Annotated in this window: 13 protein-coding genes and 1 tRNA gene; 7 read left to right on the forward strand and 7 right to left on the reverse strand. The window is 73.9% G+C overall.

The features are described 5' to 3' along the window. Positions 1-91: 91 nt before the first annotated feature. Together ACFU6K_RS08345 and ACFU6K_RS08350 are read left to right on the forward strand one after the other, a co-directional pair. Entirely contained in the window at positions 92-751 is a 660-nt protein-coding gene (locus ACFU6K_RS08345; protein WP_380661672.1) for a pentapeptide repeat-containing protein, read from the forward strand. Between the two features lie 177 nt (positions 752-928). Further along, positions 929-3,025 carry a phosphocholine-specific phospholipase C gene (locus tag ACFU6K_RS08350; RefSeq protein ID WP_380661674.1) on the forward strand — a complete coding sequence of 699 codons (2,097 nt, stop codon included), beginning with the start codon at positions 929-931 and terminating at the stop codon, positions 3,023-3,025. 60 nt (positions 3,026-3,085) lie between these two features. Here ACFU6K_RS08350 and ACFU6K_RS08355 read toward each other — a convergent pair whose 3' ends face one another. Next, the gene (locus ACFU6K_RS08355) at positions 3,086-3,730 is read right to left on the reverse strand and encodes a dihydrofolate reductase family protein (RefSeq protein WP_380661676.1); all 645 of its coding nucleotides are present in this window, start codon (positions 3,728-3,730) and stop codon (positions 3,086-3,088) included. Between the two features lie 131 nt (positions 3,731-3,861). After that, positions 3,862-4,668: a phosphoribosyl-dephospho-CoA transferase MdcG domain-containing protein gene (locus tag ACFU6K_RS08360; RefSeq protein ID WP_380661677.1), complete on the reverse strand. Its 807-nt coding sequence runs from the start codon at positions 4,666-4,668 to the stop codon at positions 3,862-3,864. A gap of 182 nt (positions 4,669-4,850) precedes the next feature. Between ACFU6K_RS08360 and ACFU6K_RS08365 the strand changes: the two genes are divergently transcribed. Further along, positions 4,851-5,063 carry a hypothetical protein gene (locus ACFU6K_RS08365; RefSeq protein WP_380661679.1) on the forward strand — a complete coding sequence of 71 codons (213 nt, stop codon included), beginning with the start codon at positions 4,851-4,853 and terminating at the stop codon, positions 5,061-5,063. A 9-nt stretch (positions 5,064-5,072) separates the two neighbouring features. Here the strand turns inward: ACFU6K_RS08365 and ACFU6K_RS08370 are convergent, their stop codons facing one another. Beyond that, positions 5,073-8,294 carry a S41 family peptidase gene (locus ACFU6K_RS08370; protein WP_380661680.1) on the reverse strand — a complete coding sequence of 1,074 codons (3,222 nt, stop codon included), beginning with the start codon at positions 8,292-8,294 and terminating at the stop codon, positions 5,073-5,075. Positions 8,295-8,519: 225 nt separating this feature from the next. On the opposite strand from ACFU6K_RS08370, the gene ACFU6K_RS08375 reads away from it, so the two are divergent. Continuing rightward, positions 8,520-10,223: a chitinase gene (locus tag ACFU6K_RS08375; RefSeq protein ID WP_380661681.1), complete on the forward strand. Its 1,704-nt coding sequence runs from the start codon at positions 8,520-8,522 to the stop codon at positions 10,221-10,223. Positions 10,224-10,309: 86 nt separating this feature from the next. Then, a complete protein-coding gene (locus tag ACFU6K_RS08380) occupies positions 10,310-11,500 on the forward strand; it encodes an MFS transporter (protein ID WP_380661683.1) in 1,191 nt (396 codons plus the stop codon). Here the strand turns inward: ACFU6K_RS08380 and ACFU6K_RS08385 are convergent. From ACFU6K_RS08385 to ACFU6K_RS08400, 4 genes are all read right to left on the reverse strand, one after another. Beyond that, positions 11,497-12,126, reverse strand: coding sequence for a DJ-1/PfpI family protein (locus ACFU6K_RS08385; RefSeq protein ID WP_380661684.1), 630 nt, complete (start codon positions 12,124-12,126; stop codon positions 11,497-11,499). The genes ACFU6K_RS08380 and ACFU6K_RS08385 overlap by 4 nt on opposite strands. Continuing rightward, positions 12,126-13,097: a GlxA family transcriptional regulator gene (locus tag ACFU6K_RS08390; RefSeq protein WP_380661685.1), complete on the reverse strand. Its 972-nt coding sequence runs from the start codon at positions 13,095-13,097 to the stop codon at positions 12,126-12,128. The genes ACFU6K_RS08385 and ACFU6K_RS08390 overlap by 1 nt, the downstream gene beginning before the upstream one ends. A gap of 204 nt (positions 13,098-13,301) precedes the next feature. Continuing rightward, positions 13,302-13,375 (reverse strand) — tRNA-Lys (locus tag ACFU6K_RS08395). 74 nt (positions 13,376-13,449) lie between these two features. After that, positions 13,450-14,358 (reverse strand): NADP-dependent oxidoreductase, encoded by a 909-nt coding sequence (locus tag ACFU6K_RS08400; protein ID WP_380661686.1) that lies wholly within the window; start codon positions 14,356-14,358, stop codon positions 13,450-13,452. A 180-nt stretch (positions 14,359-14,538) separates the two neighbouring features. Here ACFU6K_RS08400 and ACFU6K_RS08405 point away from each other — a divergent pair, with 180 nt between their 5' ends. Together ACFU6K_RS08405 and pgi are read left to right on the forward strand one after the other, a co-directional pair. Continuing rightward, positions 14,539-16,122 (forward strand): Na+/H+ antiporter, encoded by a 1,584-nt coding sequence (locus ACFU6K_RS08405; RefSeq protein WP_380661687.1) that lies wholly within the window; start codon positions 14,539-14,541, stop codon positions 16,120-16,122. A 174-nt stretch (positions 16,123-16,296) separates the two neighbouring features. After that, entirely contained in the window at positions 16,297-17,958 is a 1,662-nt protein-coding gene (gene pgi, locus ACFU6K_RS08410; RefSeq protein WP_380661688.1) for a glucose-6-phosphate isomerase, read from the forward strand. The last annotated feature ends 92 nt before the right edge of the window (positions 17,959-18,050 follow it).

An 18,050-nucleotide genomic window follows, 5' to 3' on the forward strand; every position in this document is an offset into this window, starting at 1 on the left:
GTCCGGGGTGCCGTCGCTCCCCGGCGTTGTCGGTGCCGCGTGCGAGCATGCGGCCGAGACCCGTACGCCCCGACCGCCAGGAGCCACCGCCATGTCCCGTTCCGCCCCCGACCGGCTCGCCGACCTCCCGTACGCCGAGCTGCTGCGCCCGCACACCGGGCCGCTGCGGGCCGACGAGCGGTACGACACCGCGCACTTCGACGGCGGCGAGCACACCGACGAGTCGGGCGCCGGGGCGGCCTTCCTGGAGTGCGCCTTCACCGGCGTCGCGCTCAGCGGGGTCAAGCTGCGCCAGGCCCGGTTCAACGAGGTGTGGGTGCAGGCCGGTCGCTGGGTCGCCTGCGACCTGAGCGACTCCGAGTGGCAGGACAGCTCCTTCGTCGGCGGCGTGCTCGCCGGGATCGCCGGGTACGGCTCGGCGCTGCGCCGGGTGGTGTTCCGGGGCTGCAAGCTGGAGGCGGTCAACCTGCGCTCGGCCGTCCTGCGGGACGTCGTCTTCGAGGACTGCCTGCTGCGCGACGTGGACTTCGGCGAGGCGAAGCTGACCGGGGTGTCCTTCCCCGGCTCCACGCTGGAGGAGGTCCGGCTGCGCGGTGCGACGCTGAGCCGGACGGACCTGCGCGGCGCCGTCCGGCTCGGTCTGGCCGACGGCCACCAGGGGCTGCGCGGGGCGGTCATCAGCTCCCTCCAACTGATGGAGCTGGCACCCCAGTTCGCCCACGCGCTGGGGATCGAGGTCAAGGACCGCTGAGCACCTGAGCCGCTCCGCCCGTTCAGCCGGGCGTCGCTCGGTGACACCCGGGCGAACAGTCCGCCAAACCTGCCGCGGGCACCTGGTGGGCCGGTCGGGCCGAGGTGGAGACTTCTCCGCGATCGATGGCCCCGACTTGTGCACACAACATCGCCAGCGAAGGGACGGACCGGTCTGATGGCCGAGTTGAGTCGTAGGAAGTTCGTCACGCTGTCCGGCGCCGCCGCGGCAGGCCTCGCCGTGGCCGGCACCGGAGCGGCGGGGGCCGCAGGGGCCGCGGGGGCCGCCCGGGGAAGTGCCGCCGCTCCCGCTTCCACCGCCGCGCTCAGCGCGACCGGCACCATCACCGACGCCCGGCACGTGGTGATCCTGATGCAGGAGAACCGCAGCTTCGACCACTACTTCGGCACGCTGCGCGGCGTGCGCGGCTTCGCCGACCGCAGCGCCATCCAGATCTCCGGCGGCTACAGCGTCTTCAACCAACCGAACGGCCTGCTCGCCCGCCAGTACCCGTGGCAGTTCAGCCAGACCAAGCCGGCCGGGGGAGCCGACCCGGAGCGCCTCGCCCAGTGCAACGGGGACCTCAGCCACGGATGGGGTGATCAGCACAAGGCCTGGAACGGCGGGAAGATGGACTCCTGGGTCGCCGCCAAGGGCAACGTCCGCACGCTCGGCTTCCTCACCCGCCAGGACATCCCGTTCCACTACGCCCTGGCCGAGAACTGGACGATCTGCGACGCGTACCACTGCTCGGTGCTGAGCGCGACCGGCCCCAACCGCACCTACCACTGGTCCGGCCAGATCGACCCGGCCGGCACCGCGGGCGGCCCGGCCTACGACGGCGGCGACGAGAAGGGCCTGCGCTGGCAGACCTACGCCGAGGCGCTGGAGAGCGCCGGCGTCAGCTGGAAGGTCTACCAGAACGCCGCCGACAACTACGGCGACAACGCCCTGGCGTACTTCACGAACTTCACGGGCGCCCAGGCCGGCAGCCCGCTGGCCGTCAAGGGCATGGGCTCGGTGCCCAAGGTCACCGGGCGGACCCCGGACGACATCGCCGCCGCCATCAAGGCCGACGTGCTGGCCGGGACGCTGCCGCAGGTGAGCTGGATCGTCCCCGACCAGGCCTCCTCCGAGCACCCGTACGCCACCCCGGTGGACGGCGCGCACTTCGTCCACATGGTGATCGACGCGCTCAACGCGGACCCGAACGTCTTCGACTCGTCCGTCCTGTTCATCAACTACGACGAGAACGACGGCTTCTTCGACCACGTCCCGCCGCCCGTCGCCCCGGCCGGCACCCCGGGCGAGTTCTACAACGGCACCAACATCGGCCTCGGCTTCCGCGTCCCGCTCATCGCCGTCTCGCCGTGGACCCGTGGCGGCTGGGTCAACTCCGAGACCTTCGACCACACCTCGGTGCTGCGCTTCCTGGAGACCTGGACCGCCGCCCTCGGCAAGCCCGCCACCTGCCCGAACATCAGCGACTGGCGCCGCAGGGTCTGCGGGGACCTGACCAGCGTGTTCGACTTCGCCAACCCGGTCTACGGCCTGCCGGCGCTGCCCGACACCTCGCAGACCATCGGCCTGTCCGCCTGCGGCCCGCTGCCCAACCCGGCCCCGGTGAACAACCAGCTCCCGGTGCAGGAGTCCGGCACCCGCCCGGCGCGCGCCCTGCCGTACCAGCCGAACGCGAACCTGGACCACCTGGAGTTCGGCTCGGGCGGGGTGATGAAGGTCTGGATCGCGATGGACAACGGGGGTGCCGCCGCCACCAAGTCCGCGCACTTCGCGGCCTACGCCAACGCCTACCGCAGCGGTGGCCCCTGGCAGTACACGGTCGACCCGGGCGGCAGCACCAGCGACTTCTTCAACTGCGGCACCAACTTCGGCGGCGGCCCGTACGACCTCACGGTGGTCGGCCCCAACCGCTTCCTGCGCCGCTTCAAGGGCGACGCGACGAAGGCGGGCAAGAACGCGGCCGTCACCGCCTCCTACGCGGTCGAGCCGGGCACCGGCAAGCTCGCGCTCTACTTCCGGCTCGCCAACTCCGGCAGCACCCCGATCACGTTCACGATCGCGTCCAACAACTACCGCACGGACGGCCCCTGGACGTACCAGGTCCCGGCCGGCGGCAGCGTCAGCGACTTCTTCAACGTGGTGGCGTACAGCAACGGCTGGTACGACTTCACGGTGACGGTGGATGCGGACAGCACCTGGTCCCAGCGCTTCACCGGCCACCTGGAGACGGGTGCGGCGAGCATCACCGGCTGACCGTCGTCCCCACCGCGCCGAACGGGCCCCACTCCTCCGCCGAGAAGTGGGGCCCCCGCGTCACCGCCGCCAGAACAGGTGGTGCGCCACGCCGCTCGGGCTGGGCACGACCTCCAGGTGGAACCGGTCGAGCAGCTCGTCGGGGGACTCCCAGAGCTTCAGCCCGGAGCCGAGTTTCAGTGGGGAGACCGCGATGTGCAGGGTGTCCACGAGGTCGGCGTCGAGGAACTGGCGGATGGTGGTGACCCCGCCGCCGAGGCGGACGTCCTTGCCGTCGGCGGCCTCCCGGGCCTGCTTGAGGACGGTGGCCGGGTCGCCGTCGACGAAGTGGAAGGTGGTGTCGGAGAGCGTGAACGAGGGGCGCGTGTGGTGGGTCATGACGAACACCGGAGTGCGGAACGGCGGCTCGTCGCCCCACCAGCCGAGCCACTCGTGGTCCTGCCACGGCCCGCGCTGGGGGCCGAACTTGTTGCGCCCCATGATCTCGGCACCGATGTTCCGGGCGAAGTCCCGGGTGAAGTAGTCGTCCAGCCCCCGGCTGCCGCCGGAGTCGGTGCGCATCGGCCAGCTCGCGGTGGCCCCGGCCCAGGAGAAGAGCCGCTCGGGGCGGTCGAGGCCGAACGGCAGCTCGAAACTCTGGTGCTCACCGGCGGCGACGCCGTCGCTGGAGACATTGAAGTTCATGACTCTGAGCAGTTGGTCCATGGCGGGGGCTCCTGTCGCGTCGGTGGGTGCGGCGGGGTGCCGCACACCCTGACGTCGGAGCGGACCCGGCGGTCTTGACATCGGGCCCGGGACTTTTTTCCGAGAGTTCTTCCGGGGGCGGTCCGGGCCCGTCAGGCGAACGGGCCCCGGGGGAACCACGGGTCGCGGACCTCGCGGGGCCCGTCCGGCGTCAGCAGGGTGAGGCCGAGCGCGCCGGAGGCGTACTCGGCGAGCTGCACCGAGCCGTGCCGGGTCTCCAGTTCGGCCTGCACGGGCACCGGCAGCTTGGTCAGGGCCCGCCGCAGTTGCAGGGCGTCCCGTCGGCTGATCGGCTGCGGCGCGCGCAGCACCAGCCGCAGCGGGCTGAGCGGTCCGGCCACCGGCACGCCGCTGCCCAGCTCGTAGCCGACCGCGCCGATCGGGCCCCAGGGCAGCCGGTGGTCGGCGACCAGGCGGCCGACCTCGGGCAGCAGGGCCAGGGCCGGGATGCCGGCGAGCCGTTCGGGGGCCAGGTGCCCGCGCCGGTCGGGGAGCTGTTCGGGCCGCAGGGTCCGGGCCACCGCGGCCCAGGGGGCCAGGGCATCCAGCCGCTGGCCGGGGCGCGGGCCGCGCACGGTCACCGGGAACCACAGCTCGGGCGCGGCCTCCGGGTCCCGGGTGCAGCGCTGGGGGTGCGGCAGGTCCACCGGGTTGCCGACCACGGCGGGCGCCCGGCCGACCGTCACCCAGGGGTGCGCCCGCAGCACGGCCCGTGCCCAGTCCGGCAGTTCGCCGCCCGTGAGGGGCCGCAGCGAGCTGGGGCACTGCATCAGCAGCAGGTCGTGGGCGCCGGGCAGCCGGCCGTCCAGGGCGGCCAGCGGGCCGACCCGCCGGCGCGGTCCGTCGTGCTGGTCCTCGGCGGTGCGCCGGGCGGGGCTTCCGGGGTGTACGACGGTCACTGCGGGCTCCAGGGGTGGCGTGGATGTCGCCGACGGTCACCACCCTCCGTCCGTCCGGCGGCTCCCGGCTACGGCCCTTGGGCGCGTTCACCAGGGACCAAAGGCTCAAGGTGCGCCCGTCCGTACCCGGTGTGAGAGTGGGGGCAGCCCGGCATTCCGTCGTTCCCCCCGGAGGAGGAGCCATGGGCATCTTCGACAGGTTGTTCCACCGGCCGCAGCACGAGTCCGTCGGGCAGGAGGCCGCCCAGCGGGCCGCCCTCGCCCACGACGAGGCCGCCGACGCGTACGGCGACGACATCGAGCGCACCCGGGAGCAGCAGGAACGGCTCGCCCAGGAGGAGGCCGACCGGCGGGCCGCCGAGAACATGACCGCCGAGGGCGACCCCTGGGGCTGAGCCCGGAGTTCAGGCCGAACGCGGCGGCAGCGGCGGGCGGCGCAGGTCCGGCCGGGGGGTGTCGGCGGGCGGCGGCTCGGCGGCGGGGGCGTCCTCCAGAAGCTCCAGGGCCAGCTGGACGGCGGCGACCAGCTCCGGGTGGCGCCCCCGGGCCCAGTCGCGGGGGGTGCGCAGCACGTGCACGTCCGGTTCGACGCCCCGGTTCTCCACCGTCCAGCCGAGCCCGCCGTCGAACCAGGAGGCGTTCTTCGGCACCGAGATCTGGGTGCCGTCGCCGAGGGTGTGCCGCCCGCTCATCCCGACCACCCCGCCCCAGGTGCGGGCGCCGACCACCGGGCCGAGTCCGAGCAGCCTGATCGCCGCGATGATCACGTCGCCGTCGGAGCTGGTGGCCTCGTCGGCCAGCGCCACCAGTGGTCCGCGCGGTGCGTGCCGGGGCCAGCGGACCGGGCGGCGGTCCCGGGTGAAGTCCCAGGCCAGGACGTGCCGGGAGAGTTTCTCCAGGACGAGTTCGGAGACGTTGCCGCCGGCGTTGCCGCGGACGTCCAGGACCAGCGCGGGCTTGTCCAGTTCGCGCCGCAGGTCCCGGTTGAACTGCGCCCAGCCGGAGCCGCCGAGGTCCGGGATGTGCAGGTAGCCGCACCGCCCGTCGCTGAACTCGCGGACCAGGGAACGCCGTTTGGCCACCCAGTCCTGGTAGCGGATGGGCCGCTCGTCGGTCAGCGGGGTGATCACGATCCGCCGCACCGGGCCGTCCGGGGCGCCGCGCAGGGCGAGTTCGAGCGTCGTGCCGCCGGTGCCGGCCAGCAGCGGCAGCGGTCCGCGCAGCGGGTCCACCGGGCGGCCGCCGACCTCCAGGAGCTCGTCGCCGTCCCGCACGCCCTGGGCGGCGAGCGGGGCGCGGGCGCGGGGGTCGGAGGTCTCGCCGGGCAGCACCCGGTCGACCAGCCAGCGGCCGTCGGGGGAGCGGTGGGCGTTGGCGCCGAGCAGGCCGAGCGGCTGCTGGGCGAGCACGGGGCCCTCGGCGCGCCGGGAGGGGGTGACGTAGGCGTGCGAGGTGCCGAGTTCGCCGAGGAGTTCGCGCAGCAGGTCGGCGAAGTCGTCGGGGGAGCAGACCCGGTCCAGCAGCGGCTCGTACTGGGCGACCAGCGCGGGCCAGTCCAGGCCGGACATCCGCTCGTCCCAGAACTGGTCCCGGACGATCCGGGCCGCCTCGTGGTAGGCCTGGCGCCATTCGGCGGCCGGGTGCACGGTGTGGGTGATCCGGCGCAGGTCGACGTTGGTGCCGGCGGCGGGGGCGGCGACCGGGACCACCCGCAGCGTCCCGGCCGAGTAGACCGCGATCGAGCCGCCGTCCCCGGACACCGCGTAGCCGTCCAGCTTGTCGACCAGCGTGCTGCGGGTGCCCCGGGCCAGGTCGAAGTGCTCCAGCGAGGGGCGCCCCGAGGTGTCCTCCGGGCTGGCGAAGGTCTGCCCGAGGGTGCCGGAGATCGGCCAGCGCAGCCAGACCAGGCCGCCGCGCACCGCGTCGGTGGCCGAGTACTTGGAGGCGATCACCGGGAACTGGAGCAGCCGCTCGCCGATGCCCTCCGGGTCGACCCGGACGGTGCCGTCGCCGCCGCCGTCGCCGTGCGCGGCGCCGTCCTCGGGCGGGGCGGTGAACGGTGAGGGGGTGTCGGCGGCGAGCGGGACGAGGTACGGGCGGCAGCCGACCGGGAAGGAGAGGTCGCCGGTGTGCACGTCGTGGACCGGGTCGAAGCCGCGCCAGGACAGGAAGGCCAGGTAGCGGCCGTCCCGGGTGAACACCGGTTGCTCGTCCTCGAACCGGCCGTCGGTGACGTCGGTGGTCGCCGCGGACGCGTCGGCGCGGGTGAGCCGGATGCGGCGCAGCGAGCGCCCGGCGACCGGCTCGGACCAGGCGATCCAGTGCGAGTCGGGGGAGAAGCGGGCGCCGGCGACCGGCCCGTAGCCGGAGGCGGCCAGTTCGCGCACCCCGCCGTCGGCGGCGGAGACCAGCAGCAGCCGCCCGTCCGAGGTGGTGGCGGCGAGCCGGCTGCCGTCGGGGGAGGCGGTGAGCTCCAGGACGCGGCCGATCCGCCCGGCGGCGAGCACCCGGTGGCGGTGCTGCTCCGACCTGGGGTGCCCCGGCAGCGGCACCACCTCGACCGCGTCGGCGCCCTCGGCGTCGGTGATCCAGGCCGCCTCGCCGGTGTGCCCGAGCACCACCGGCAGCCGGGTGCGCACCCCGGGGGTGTCGGCCAGCGCCCGGGCCGGGCCGTCCTTGTGGGTGAGCCAGTACTGGCTGCCGCGCACGGTGACCACCCCGGCCCGGCCGGTCTGGTCGCAGGCGAGGTCCTTGACCTGGCCGGCGGCGTTGACCTGGTACGGGCGGCGGCCGGCCCGGGCGCCGCCGAGCGGGACGTGCAGCCGGCGCGGGGCGGGTGCGGCCAGGTCGTCCAGCAGCCAGAGGTCGCCGGCGTGCTGGTAGACGATCCGGGTGCCGTCGGTGGCGGCCTCGCGGGCGTAGTAGGAGGCGTGGTCGGTGTGCCGGCGCAGGTCGGTGCCGTCCGGGCGGCAGGAGTAGACGTTGCCGATGCCCTCGTGGTCGGAGAGGAAGGCGATCCGGTCGCCGAGGGGGCCGCCGACCGGCATCGGTGCGGCGAGGTGCCCGGTGTGCCCGGGCAGGATCCGGTCGCCGTCCACCCAGAGCCGGCCGGTGGCGCCGCCCCGGTAGCGCTTCCAGGCGGCCGGCCCGTGCGGGGCGGCGCCGGTGAGGAGCACGGTCCGTTCGCGGCTCATCTGGGCGTCGCCGACCGGTCCCCAGGGCATCCGGCGGCCGGGGGAGCCGTCCGGCGGCAGGGCGTGCGCCCAGGTGTAGTGGCCGAAGGGCTCGTGGTAGGAGGTGACGGCCAGCACCTCGCCGTCCGGCAGCCAGCCGCGCACCCGGGTGTCCTGGCTGCCCCAGAAGCTGAGCCGGTCCGCCGGGCCGCCCTCGACCGGGGCGGTCCACACCTCGGGGGTCAGGGCGAGCCAGCTGGTCCAGGCGAGGGTGGTGCCGTCGGGGGAGAAGCGGGGGTGGCTGACCCGGGTGCGGTCGCAGCCGACCCGCCAGGCCCGGCCGGTGCCGCCGCCGTCGGCGTCCAGCGGGGCGATCCAGACGTCGTCCTCGGCGGTGAAGGTGAGCAGGCCGCCGTGCAGGTGGGGGTGGCGGAGGTAGCCGGGCGGGGTCACGCGTCCATCCTTCGACGGGGTGTCACCTCCGGCAACCGGAGGCGGCCGGGCGCCCGGGGGGCGGGGGCCCTCCGGACCGGTCTGGACCATTGACACCGCCCGGCCGGATCCACTTCAGTGGTCTAGTCCAACTTGGGTGCCAGGCCGGGCCGTTCCCCCCACTGGCCCGTGCTCCGGCGTGCCCTCGGACGTCCCCCACGACCGCGCCATCGCAGGAGCACCCGCATGCGCAGAACCCTTCCCGGACAACGCCGGGCCACCATCGCGGCCGGCACCGCCTCCGCCGTCGCCGCGGCCACCCTGGTCGGCGTCACACTCGGCCTGGCGCCCACCGCCTCGGCCGGCGAGTTCCTGGTCAACGGCGGCTTCGAGTCCGGCTCGCTCGGCCCCTGGAGCTGCTCCGGCAACTCCGGCAGCGTCGTCACCAGCCCGGTGCACGGCGGCGGCCGCGCGCTCGCCGCGGCCGCCACGGCCGGCGACACCGCCCAGTGCGGCCAGACCGTCACCGTCGCCCCGAACACCACCTACACGCTCAGCGCCTACGTCAACGGCTCGTACGTCTACCTGGGCGTGGACGGCGGTGGCCCGAGCACCTGGACCCCGGGCACCGGCGGCTCGTACCAGAAGCTCAGCCTCAGCTTCACCACCGGCGCCAACCAGACCAGCGCCACCGTCTACACCCACGGCTGGTACGGCCAGGGCACCTACTACGCGGACGACGTCTCGCTGGACGGGCCGGGCGCGCCCAGCCCGACGCCCACGCCGACCGCGACGGCCTCGCCGACTGCGACGGCCTCGCCGACCGCGACCCCGACCGGTACGCCCACGGGCACGCCGACCGGGACTCCCACGGGTACGCCCACCGGCACCCCGACCGGCACTCCCACGGGCACGCCCACCAGCCCGCCCGCCGGCAGCCACGCCCTGGTCGGCTACCTGCACGCGAGCTTCGCCAACGGCGCCGGCTACACCCGGATGGCCGACGTCCCGAACTCCTGGGACTTCATCAACCTGTCCTTCGGCGAGCCCACCTCCGTCACCTCCGGCGACATCCGCTTCAACCGCTGCCCGGCCACCGAGTGCCCGACCGTCGAGTCGGACGACGAGTTCAAGGCCGCCATCGCCGCCAAGCGGGCCCAGGGCAAGAAGGTGCTGATCTCGATCGGCGGCCAGAACGGCCAGGTCCAGCTGACCAGCACCGCCGCCCGGGACACCTTCGTCAGCTCGGTCTCGGCGATCATCGACAAGTGGGGCCTGGACGGCCTGGACATCGACTTCGAGGGCCACTCGCTCTCCCTCGACACCGGCGACACCGACTTCAGGAACCCGAAGAGCGCGGTCATCGTCAACCTGATCTCCGCGGTGAAGACCCTCAAGGCCAAGTACGGCCCGGGCTTCGTGCTGACCATGGCGCCGGAGACCTTCTTCGTCCAACTCGGCTACCAGTACTACGGATCCGGCCCCTGGGGCGGCCAGGACCCGCGCGCCGGGGCGTACCTGCCGGTCATCCACGCGCTGCGCGACGACCTCACCCTGCTGCACGTCCAGGACTACAACTCCGGCTCCATCATGGGCCTGGACAACCAGTACCACTCGATGGGCGGCGCCGACTTCCACGTCGCGATGACCGACATGCTGCTCAAGGGCTTCCCGGTGGCGGGCAACGCGAACAACGTGTTCCCGGCGCTGCCGGCCTCCAAGGTCGCCATCGGCATGCCGGCCACCACCAACGCGGGCAACGGCTACGTTGCCCCGGCCGAGGTGAACAAGGCGCTCGACTGCCTCACCAAGCTGGCCAACTGCGGGACCTACGTGCCGCGTTCGGGCGCGCAGCCGAACCTGCGCGGGCTGATGACCTGGTCGATCAACTGGGACCGGTTCGGCGGCCAGGAGTTCTCCAGGAACTTCAACGGCTACTTCGGCCGCTGAGCCGTTGATCCGCTGAGCAGTTGACCCGACCGCCCGCGGGACCGTGCTTGAACCTGACACCGGTGTGAGGTCCAAGCATGGTCCCCATGGCGACCACACAGCTCACCACCCCGGTACCCCCGAAGCCCTTCCCGCTCCCCGCCCTGCTCGCCCTGGCCACCGCCGTCTTCGTCACCGGTCTCACCGAGAACCTGCCCGCCGGGGTGCTGCCCGGGATGAGCGAGGCGCTCGGGGTCAGCGAGTCCGCGGCCGGGCAGACCGTCACCGTCTACGCGATCGGCTCCGCCGTCACCGCGATCCCGCTCAGCGCGGCCACCGCCGGCTGGGGCCGCAAGCGGCTGCTGCTCACCGCGATGGCGGGCTTCGCGGTGGCCAACACCGTCACCGCGGTCTCCACCGACTACCCGCTCACGCTGGCCGCCCGCTTCCTCGCGGGCGTCGCGGCCGGCCTCGCCTGGGCCCTGCTGGCGGGGTACGCGCGCCGGCTGGTGCCGGTCGAACAGCAGGGCCGGGCCATGGCGGTGGCGATGGCGGGTGTGCCGGTGGCGCTCTCGCTGGGAGTGCCGGTCGGCACCTTCCTCGGGCAGGTGCTCGCCTGGTGGGTGCCCTTCCTGGCCATGACGGCACTGGCGGTCGCCGTGATCGGCTGGATCGCGGCGCTGCTGCCGGACCAGCCCGGGCAGCCGGCCGGTGAGCGGGTCCCGGTCCGGCACGCGCTGACCGTGCCCGGCGTGCGGCCGGTGCTCACCGTGACGGTGCTCTGGGTGCTCGCGCACACCATCCTGTTCACCTACATCGCGCCCTTCCTGGACCGGGCCGGCCTCGGCGGCGCCACCGGCACCGTGCTGCTGGTCTTCGGGCTGGCCTCGCTGGCGAGCGTCTGGCTGATCGGCGCCCACATCCACCGCCGGCTGCGGCAGCTGACGATCGGCGGCGCGCTGCTGGTCGCCGTGACCGCGGCCGTCCTCGCGGTGGCGTCCGGCAGCACGCCGCTGGTGTACGTCGCGGCGCTGTTCTGGGGCCTGGGCTGGGGCGGCGCCCCGACCCTGCTCCAGACCGCCCTCGGCGACGCGGGCGGGGAGCGGGCGGACGCCGCCCAGGCCGTCCTGGTGACCCTGTGGAACGCCGCGATGGCGGGCGGCGGCGTGCTCGGCGGCCTGGTCCTGAGCGGCCTGGGCACCGGCGCCCTGCCCTGGACGGTGCTCGCGCTGATGCTCCCCGTCCTCGCCGTGGCCACCGCCGCCCGCCGGCACGCCTTCCCGGCAGTGCGCGGTTAGCCCCGCATCAGCCGGTTCACCGCCTCGACCACCTCGGGGGAGGCCTTCGCGAGCGCGCCGGAGTCGTACGGCGGCTGCGGGTCGTACTCGATCAGCAGCTGGATCGCCTGCGCGACGGTGTCCCCGGCGATCCGGCCGGCCAGCGTCAGCGCGAGGTCGATCCCGGCCGAGACCCCGGCGGCGATGGCGTACTTGCCGTCGATGACGACCCGCTCCGTCCCGGTCGGCTCCGCCCCGTACCCGGGCAGCCGGTCCAGGACGCCCCAGTGGGAGGTGGCCCGGCGGCCCTCCAGCAGCCCGGCGGCGCCCAGGATCAGGGAGCCGGAGCAGACCGAGGTGGTCCAGGTGGTGGTCGCGTCGATCCGGCGCACCCAGTCGAGCACGGCCCGGTCCGTCAGCTGGGCCTGCGTCCCGGGCCCGCCGGGCACCAGCAGCAGGTCGGCCGAGTCGACCTCGTCCAGGGCGGCGTCCGCGGTGATCGCCAGGCTGTGCACGTCGTTGCGGACCGGCCCCCGTTCGGCGGCGGTGAACACCACCTCGGCGCCGGGGAGCCGGGACAGCACCTCGTACGGGCCGACCGCGTCCAGGGTGGTGAACTCGGGGTAGAGCAGGATGGCGATGCGCATCAGTGACCTCCGGTGGGTTCGGGTCGGAAGCGGCGTCGGTACTCGGCGGGCGGGGCGGCCAGGGCCCGGACGAAGGCGCGCCGCATCGCCTCCGGGGTGCCGTAGCCGCAGGAGCGCGCGATCTCCTCGATGCCGTGGTCGGTGTCCTCCAGCAGCCGCCGGGCGGCCTCCAGCCGGACCCCGTCCACGTACCGGCCCGGGGTCACCCCCACCTCGGCGGCGAAGGCCCGGGCGAAGTGCCGCGGCGACAGCGCCGACCGGTCGGCCAGCGCCTCGACCGAGAGGTCGGCCTCCGGGTGCTCGGCGATCCACCGCTGCACCTCGCGCAGCGGCTGCCGGGCCGCCACCTGGGCGGCCAGCTGGGTGCTGAACTGGGCCTGGTTGCCCGGCCGGCGCAGGAAGACCACCAGGTGCCGGGCGACCAGCAGGGCCGTCTCGCGCCCGAGGTCCTCCTCGACCAGGGCCAGCGCCAGGTCGATCCCGGCGGTGACCCCGGCCGAGGTGGCGATCCGCCCGTCCCGGACGTGGATCGGGTCCGGGTCCACCTCGACGTCCGGGAACCGTCGGGCCAGCTCCTCGCCGTAGGCCCAGTGGGTGGTGGCCCGGCGCCCGGCCAGCAGCCCGGCCTCGGCGAGCAGGAAGGCCCCGGTGCACACCGACACCACCCGCTCGGCCCGTCCGGCCAGCTCCCGGATCCGCTCCACCAGCGCCGGGTCGGGGCGCCCGGTGTCCATCCCGCCGGGAACCAGCAGGGTGTCCACCGCCCCGACCCCGGCCAGGTCCGCGTCCGGCAGGATCCGCAGTCCGCTGTGGCTGCGCACCGGACCGCCGCCGGGGGAGGCGGTGGTCACCCGGTAGGCCGCGGGCTGCCCGGAGGCCCGGCCCGCCCCCGCGAACACCTCCAGGGGGCCGGTCACATCGAGGCTCTGCACGCCCTCGAAGAGGACGATGACCACGCTGTGCGCTCTCATGCGGCCAGCCTCCCAACGGGAAGCGGTGGCAGCAATGACCTGCTTCCCACCTTTCCTGCCATCCGGTGCGTGCGGGCGGAGGGCGTACGGAGGGGCGCGCGGGCGTACGGCGGGAACCGTACGGGCGTACGGCGGGAACCGCGCGGGCGTACGCCGAAACGCCGGAAGGCCCCTCGCTCTCGCGAAGGGCCTTCCGGCTGTCTGTGCGCCGCCAGGGACTCGAACCCCGGACCCGCTGATTAAGAGTCAGCTGCTCTAACCAACTGAGCTAGCGGCGCCTGCTGACGTGGAGAACATTACCTGGTCAGCGGCTGAAACTCACAATCGGCCCGGGGCGGGGAGCCCGGCGCGCTCACATGGTCAGCACCACCTTGCCCCGGACGTGCCCGGCGCCGACCAGCCGGTGGGCCTGGGCGACCCGCTCGATCGGGAACGACTCCTCGACCTCCAGCCGCAGTGCGCCGGCCTCCCAGAGCTTCACCAGCTCGGCCAGCCGCCCGGCCGTCCGCTCGCCCCGCAGCTGCCGGACGCCCAGCCGCTCGGCGCCCGGGTAGTCGACCACGGTGCCGATCCGGTTCCGGTCGGCGACCAGGTCGACGGAGGCCTCCAGGGCGCCCCGCCCGGCGGCGTCGAAGGCCGCGGTCACCCCCTGCGGCGCCGCCGCCCGGACCCGCTCCACCAGCCCCTCGCCGTACGCGACCGGTACCGCGCCCAGCTCCCGCAGGTACGCGTGGTTGCGCTCGCTCGCGGTGCCGACCACGGTGGCGCCCCAGGCCCGGGCCAGCTGGACGGCGACCGTGCCGACCCCGCCCGCGGCGCCGTGCACCAGCACGGTGTCGCCCGGGCCGACGCCCAGCTCGGTGAGCGCCAGGTGCGCGGTCTGGCCGGAGGCGGAGAGCGAGCCGGCCTGCTCCCACGGCATCCCGGCGGGCTTGGCCACCAGCCGGCCGGCGTCGACCACGACCCGGTCGGCCTGGCAGCCCAGCACCCGGAAGCCCAGCACCTCGTCCCCGGTCCGCCAGTCGCCGGCGTCCGGACCGACGGCGTCCACCACCCCGGCGAACTCGTTGCCGAGGACGAACGGCGGCTCGACCGCCAGACCCGGCGGGCGGAACCCCTCCCGGATCGCGAGGTCCACCGGCTGCACCCCGGCCGTGTACACCCGTACCCGCACCTCGCCCGGCCCGGGCTCCGGGTCGGGCACCTCGGTGACCCGCAGGACCTCAGGACCGCCGCTCCCCGTCACGGTGACCGCTTTCATGCCTTTTCCCGCCCCTTCTCGAACCTTCGTGAGCCTTCTTGATCCATCCGCTGTCGACGATCCTCGGGCCTGAAGTGCGCTTGAGGTCAAGCTTTCGTTCAGCGTGTCGACACCGATGGGCGCATTGTCAGATTTATCCTGGACGGCGCTCAGCCGTCCGTCGTCGAGAGGAACCTCCCCGTGGGCCAGCTGCCCCTGTTCTTCCTGGTGCTGCTCGCCTCCGTGGTGACCATGCCGCTCGGGCGGAAGACCGGAGTGCCACAACCGGTGCTGATGACCCTGCTCGGCATCGTCATGGCGCTCGTCCCGCAGATCCCGGACGTCAGCATCGAGCCGGAGCTGATCCTCCCGCTGGTCCTGCCGCCGCTGATCTTCGCGGTGGCCCGGCGCTCCTCGGTGCGCTACTTCAAGGCCAACGCCCGCTCGATCCTGCTGCTGGCGATCGGCCTGGTGGTGATCACCACGGTCGCGGTGGCCGGCGCCGTGCACTGGCTGCTGCCCGCCCTGCCGCTGGCCGCCGCCATCGCGGTCGGCGCGCTGGTCTCCCCGCCCGACCCGGTCGCCGCCGTCGCGGTGGCCGGCAGCGTCGGGCTGCCCCGCCGCCTGGTGGCGATCCTGGAGAGCGAGGGGCTGTTCAACGACGTCACCGCGATCGTCATCTACTCGCTGTCCATCGAGGCCATGGTCAGCGGCGACTTCTCGGGCGGCGACGCGGTGCTGCGCTTCGTGCTGTCCGCGGTGCTGGCCGTGGTGGTCGGCGTCGCGCTCGGCTGGGTCAACACCAAGCTCGCCGAACGCCTGGACGACCCGACCCAGCAGGTCGCGCTCAACCTGCTGGTGCCCTTCGCCGCCTACGCCCTGGCCGAGGAGATCCACGGCTCCGGCGTGCTCGCCGTCGTGGTCTGCGCGCTCTACCTCGCCGAGCGGGCCTCCGACGCGGACGCCGTCGCCTACCGGCTGGTCGGCAACGCCTTCTGGGAGGTGGTCGAGATCCTGATCACCGGCGTCGCCTTCGGACTGATCGGCCTGGAGCTGGCCACCGTGCTCAAGGAGGCCGGCCGCGGCTGGACCGGCTTCATCGGCGACGCCGCCGTGGTCATCGCGGTGGTCGTCCTGGTCCGGCTGCTCTGGCTGCTGCCGGCCGGCTGGCTGTCGAAGCGGCTGCGCTCCGGCGACGACGAGGACACGCCGTTCAGCTGGAAGGAGAGCGTGATCCTCTGGTGGTCCGGCATGCGCGGCGTGGCCACCGTCGCCCTGGCGCTCGCCATCCCGCTCACCCTGCACTCCGGCGAGGACTTCCCCGAGCGCGGCCGGCTGGTCTTCATCGCGTTCAGCGTGGTGCTCTTCACCCTGTTGGTGCAGGGCCTCACCCTGCCCTGGCTGGCCAAGCGGTTCGAGCTGGACATCGACCAGGACAAGCACGAGCAGGCCGTGCGCCGGCTCTGGTGGCGGGCCGCCAAGGCCGGGCTCAACCGGCTCGGCGAACTGGAGGAGCAGGACCGGCTGCCCGCCGAGGTCGCCGACCGCCTGCGGGACCGTCAGCACGACCGGCTGGCCCGGCTCTGCCCGGAGAACTACGCCGAGGAGGAGGCCGCCGAGGCCAAGCTGCGGATGGCCCAGTGGCGGGCCGCCCGGGACGTCGAGCAGGAGATGATCGCCGCCTCCCGCCGCGAGATGCTCGCCGCCCGCAGCGAGCCCGGCGCCGATCCGGAGCTGGTCGACGAGGTGCTGCGCGGACTCGACCTGCGCTCCGAACGGAAGTGACGGGGCGGCAGCCGGGGCCGGGCGGAATGCGCACGACCGGCCCCGGGGTTGCATAGGCTGAACCCGGGCAGGCCGTCAACGGAGTCGGCGCACCACCAGTACCCGCACGACCTCGGCGAACCCTCACGCCTGGCCCTGCCGGTTTCTGCACCCAGATGAATCGAGGACCCACCGATGTCGGAGACCCGCGCCGACGCCCGCACCCCGCTCGACCGCACCCCGCAGTGGGCCGCCCTGGCCAAGCACCGGACCGAACTGGGCGGCACCCACCTGCGCGAGCTGTTCGCCGCCGACCCGGAGCGCGGCCGCCGCTACACCCTCCAGGTCGGCGACCTGCACGTGGACTACGCCAAGCACCTGGTCACCGACGAGACGCTGGGCCTGCTGCGCGAGCTGGCCGCCGCCACCGGGGTCGCCGAGCTGCGGGACGCGATGTTCCGCGGCGAGAAGATCAACAACACCGAGCACCGGGCGGTGCTGCACACGGCGCTGCGCGCCCCGCGCGGCGCCGTGGTCGAGGTCGACGGCGAGAACGTGGTGCCCGCGGTGCACGCCGTCCTCGACAGGATGGCCGCCTTCGCCGACCGGGTCCGCAGCGGCGAGTGGAAGGGCCACACCGGCAAGCCGATCCGCACCGTCGTCAACATCGGCATCGGCGGCTCCGACCTCGGCCCGGCGATGGCCTACGAGGTGCTCCGCTCGTACAGCAAGCGCGACCTCGACGTCCGCTTCGTCTCCAACGTGGACGGCGCCGACCTGCACGAGGCGGTCCGCGACCTCGACCCGGCCGAGACGCTGTTCATCGTCGCCTCGAAGACCTTCACCACCATCGAGACCATCACCAACGCGGTCTCCGCCCGGGACTGGCTGCTCGGCGGCCTGGGCGCCGGCACCGACGCGGTGGCCAAGCACTTCGTCGCGCTGTCCACCAACGCCCGGGGCGTGCAGGACTTCGGCATCGACACCGCCAACATGTTCGAGTTCTGGGACTGGGTGGGCGGCCGCTACTCCTACGACTCGGCGATCGGCCTCTCGCTGATGATCGCCATCGGCCCGGACGCCTTCCGCGAGATGCTGGACGGCTTCCACCTGGTCGACGAGCACTTCCGCACCGCCCCGCCGGAGCGGAACGTCCCGCTGCTGCTCGGCCTGCTCGGCGTCTGGTACGGCGCGTTCTTCGACGCCCAGGCGCACGCGGTGCTGCCCTACTCGCACTACCTGTCCAAGTTCACCGCCTACCTCCAGCAGCTGGACATGGAGTCCAACGGCAAGTCGGTGACCCGCGACGGCACCCCGGTGGACTGGCAGACCGGCCCGGTGGTCTGGGGCACCCCCGGCACCAACGGCCAGCACGCCTACTACCAGCTGCTGCACCAGGGCACCAAGGTCATCCCGGCCGACTTCATCGCCTTCGCCAAGCCGGTCGCCGACCTGCCCGCCGGCCTGGTCGCCCAGCACGACCTGCTGCTGGCCAACTTCTTCGCCCAGACCCAGGCGCTGGCCTTCGGCAAGACCCCGGAGGAGGTCGCGGCCGAGGGCGTGCCCGCCGAGCTCGTCCCGCACAAGACCTTCCAGGGCAACCACCCGACCACCACCGTCCTGGCCGGCGAGCTCACCCCCTCGGTGCTCGGCCAGCTGGTCGCCCTCTACGAGCACAAGGTGTTCGTCCAGGGCGCGATCTGGAACATCGACTCCTTCGACCAGTGGGGCGTCGAGCTGGGCAAGGTGCTCGCCAAGCGGATCGAGCCGGTGCTGCTCACCGGCGAGGGCGCCGAGCAGTTGGACAGCTCCACCGCCGAGCTGGTCGCCCGCTACCGCGCGCTGCGCGGCCGCTGAGCCCGTCGTCCCGGGCCGTCCGCTCCGGTGGGCGGCCCGGTCGTACCGCCGGCCGTCACCGACGCCCAGTCGACAGGGGCGCCCTGGACGTA

It is taken from the genome of Kitasatospora sp. NPDC057512 (assembly GCF_042802135.1).
Lineage (GTDB): Bacteria > Actinomycetota > Actinomycetes > Streptomycetales > Streptomycetaceae > Kitasatospora.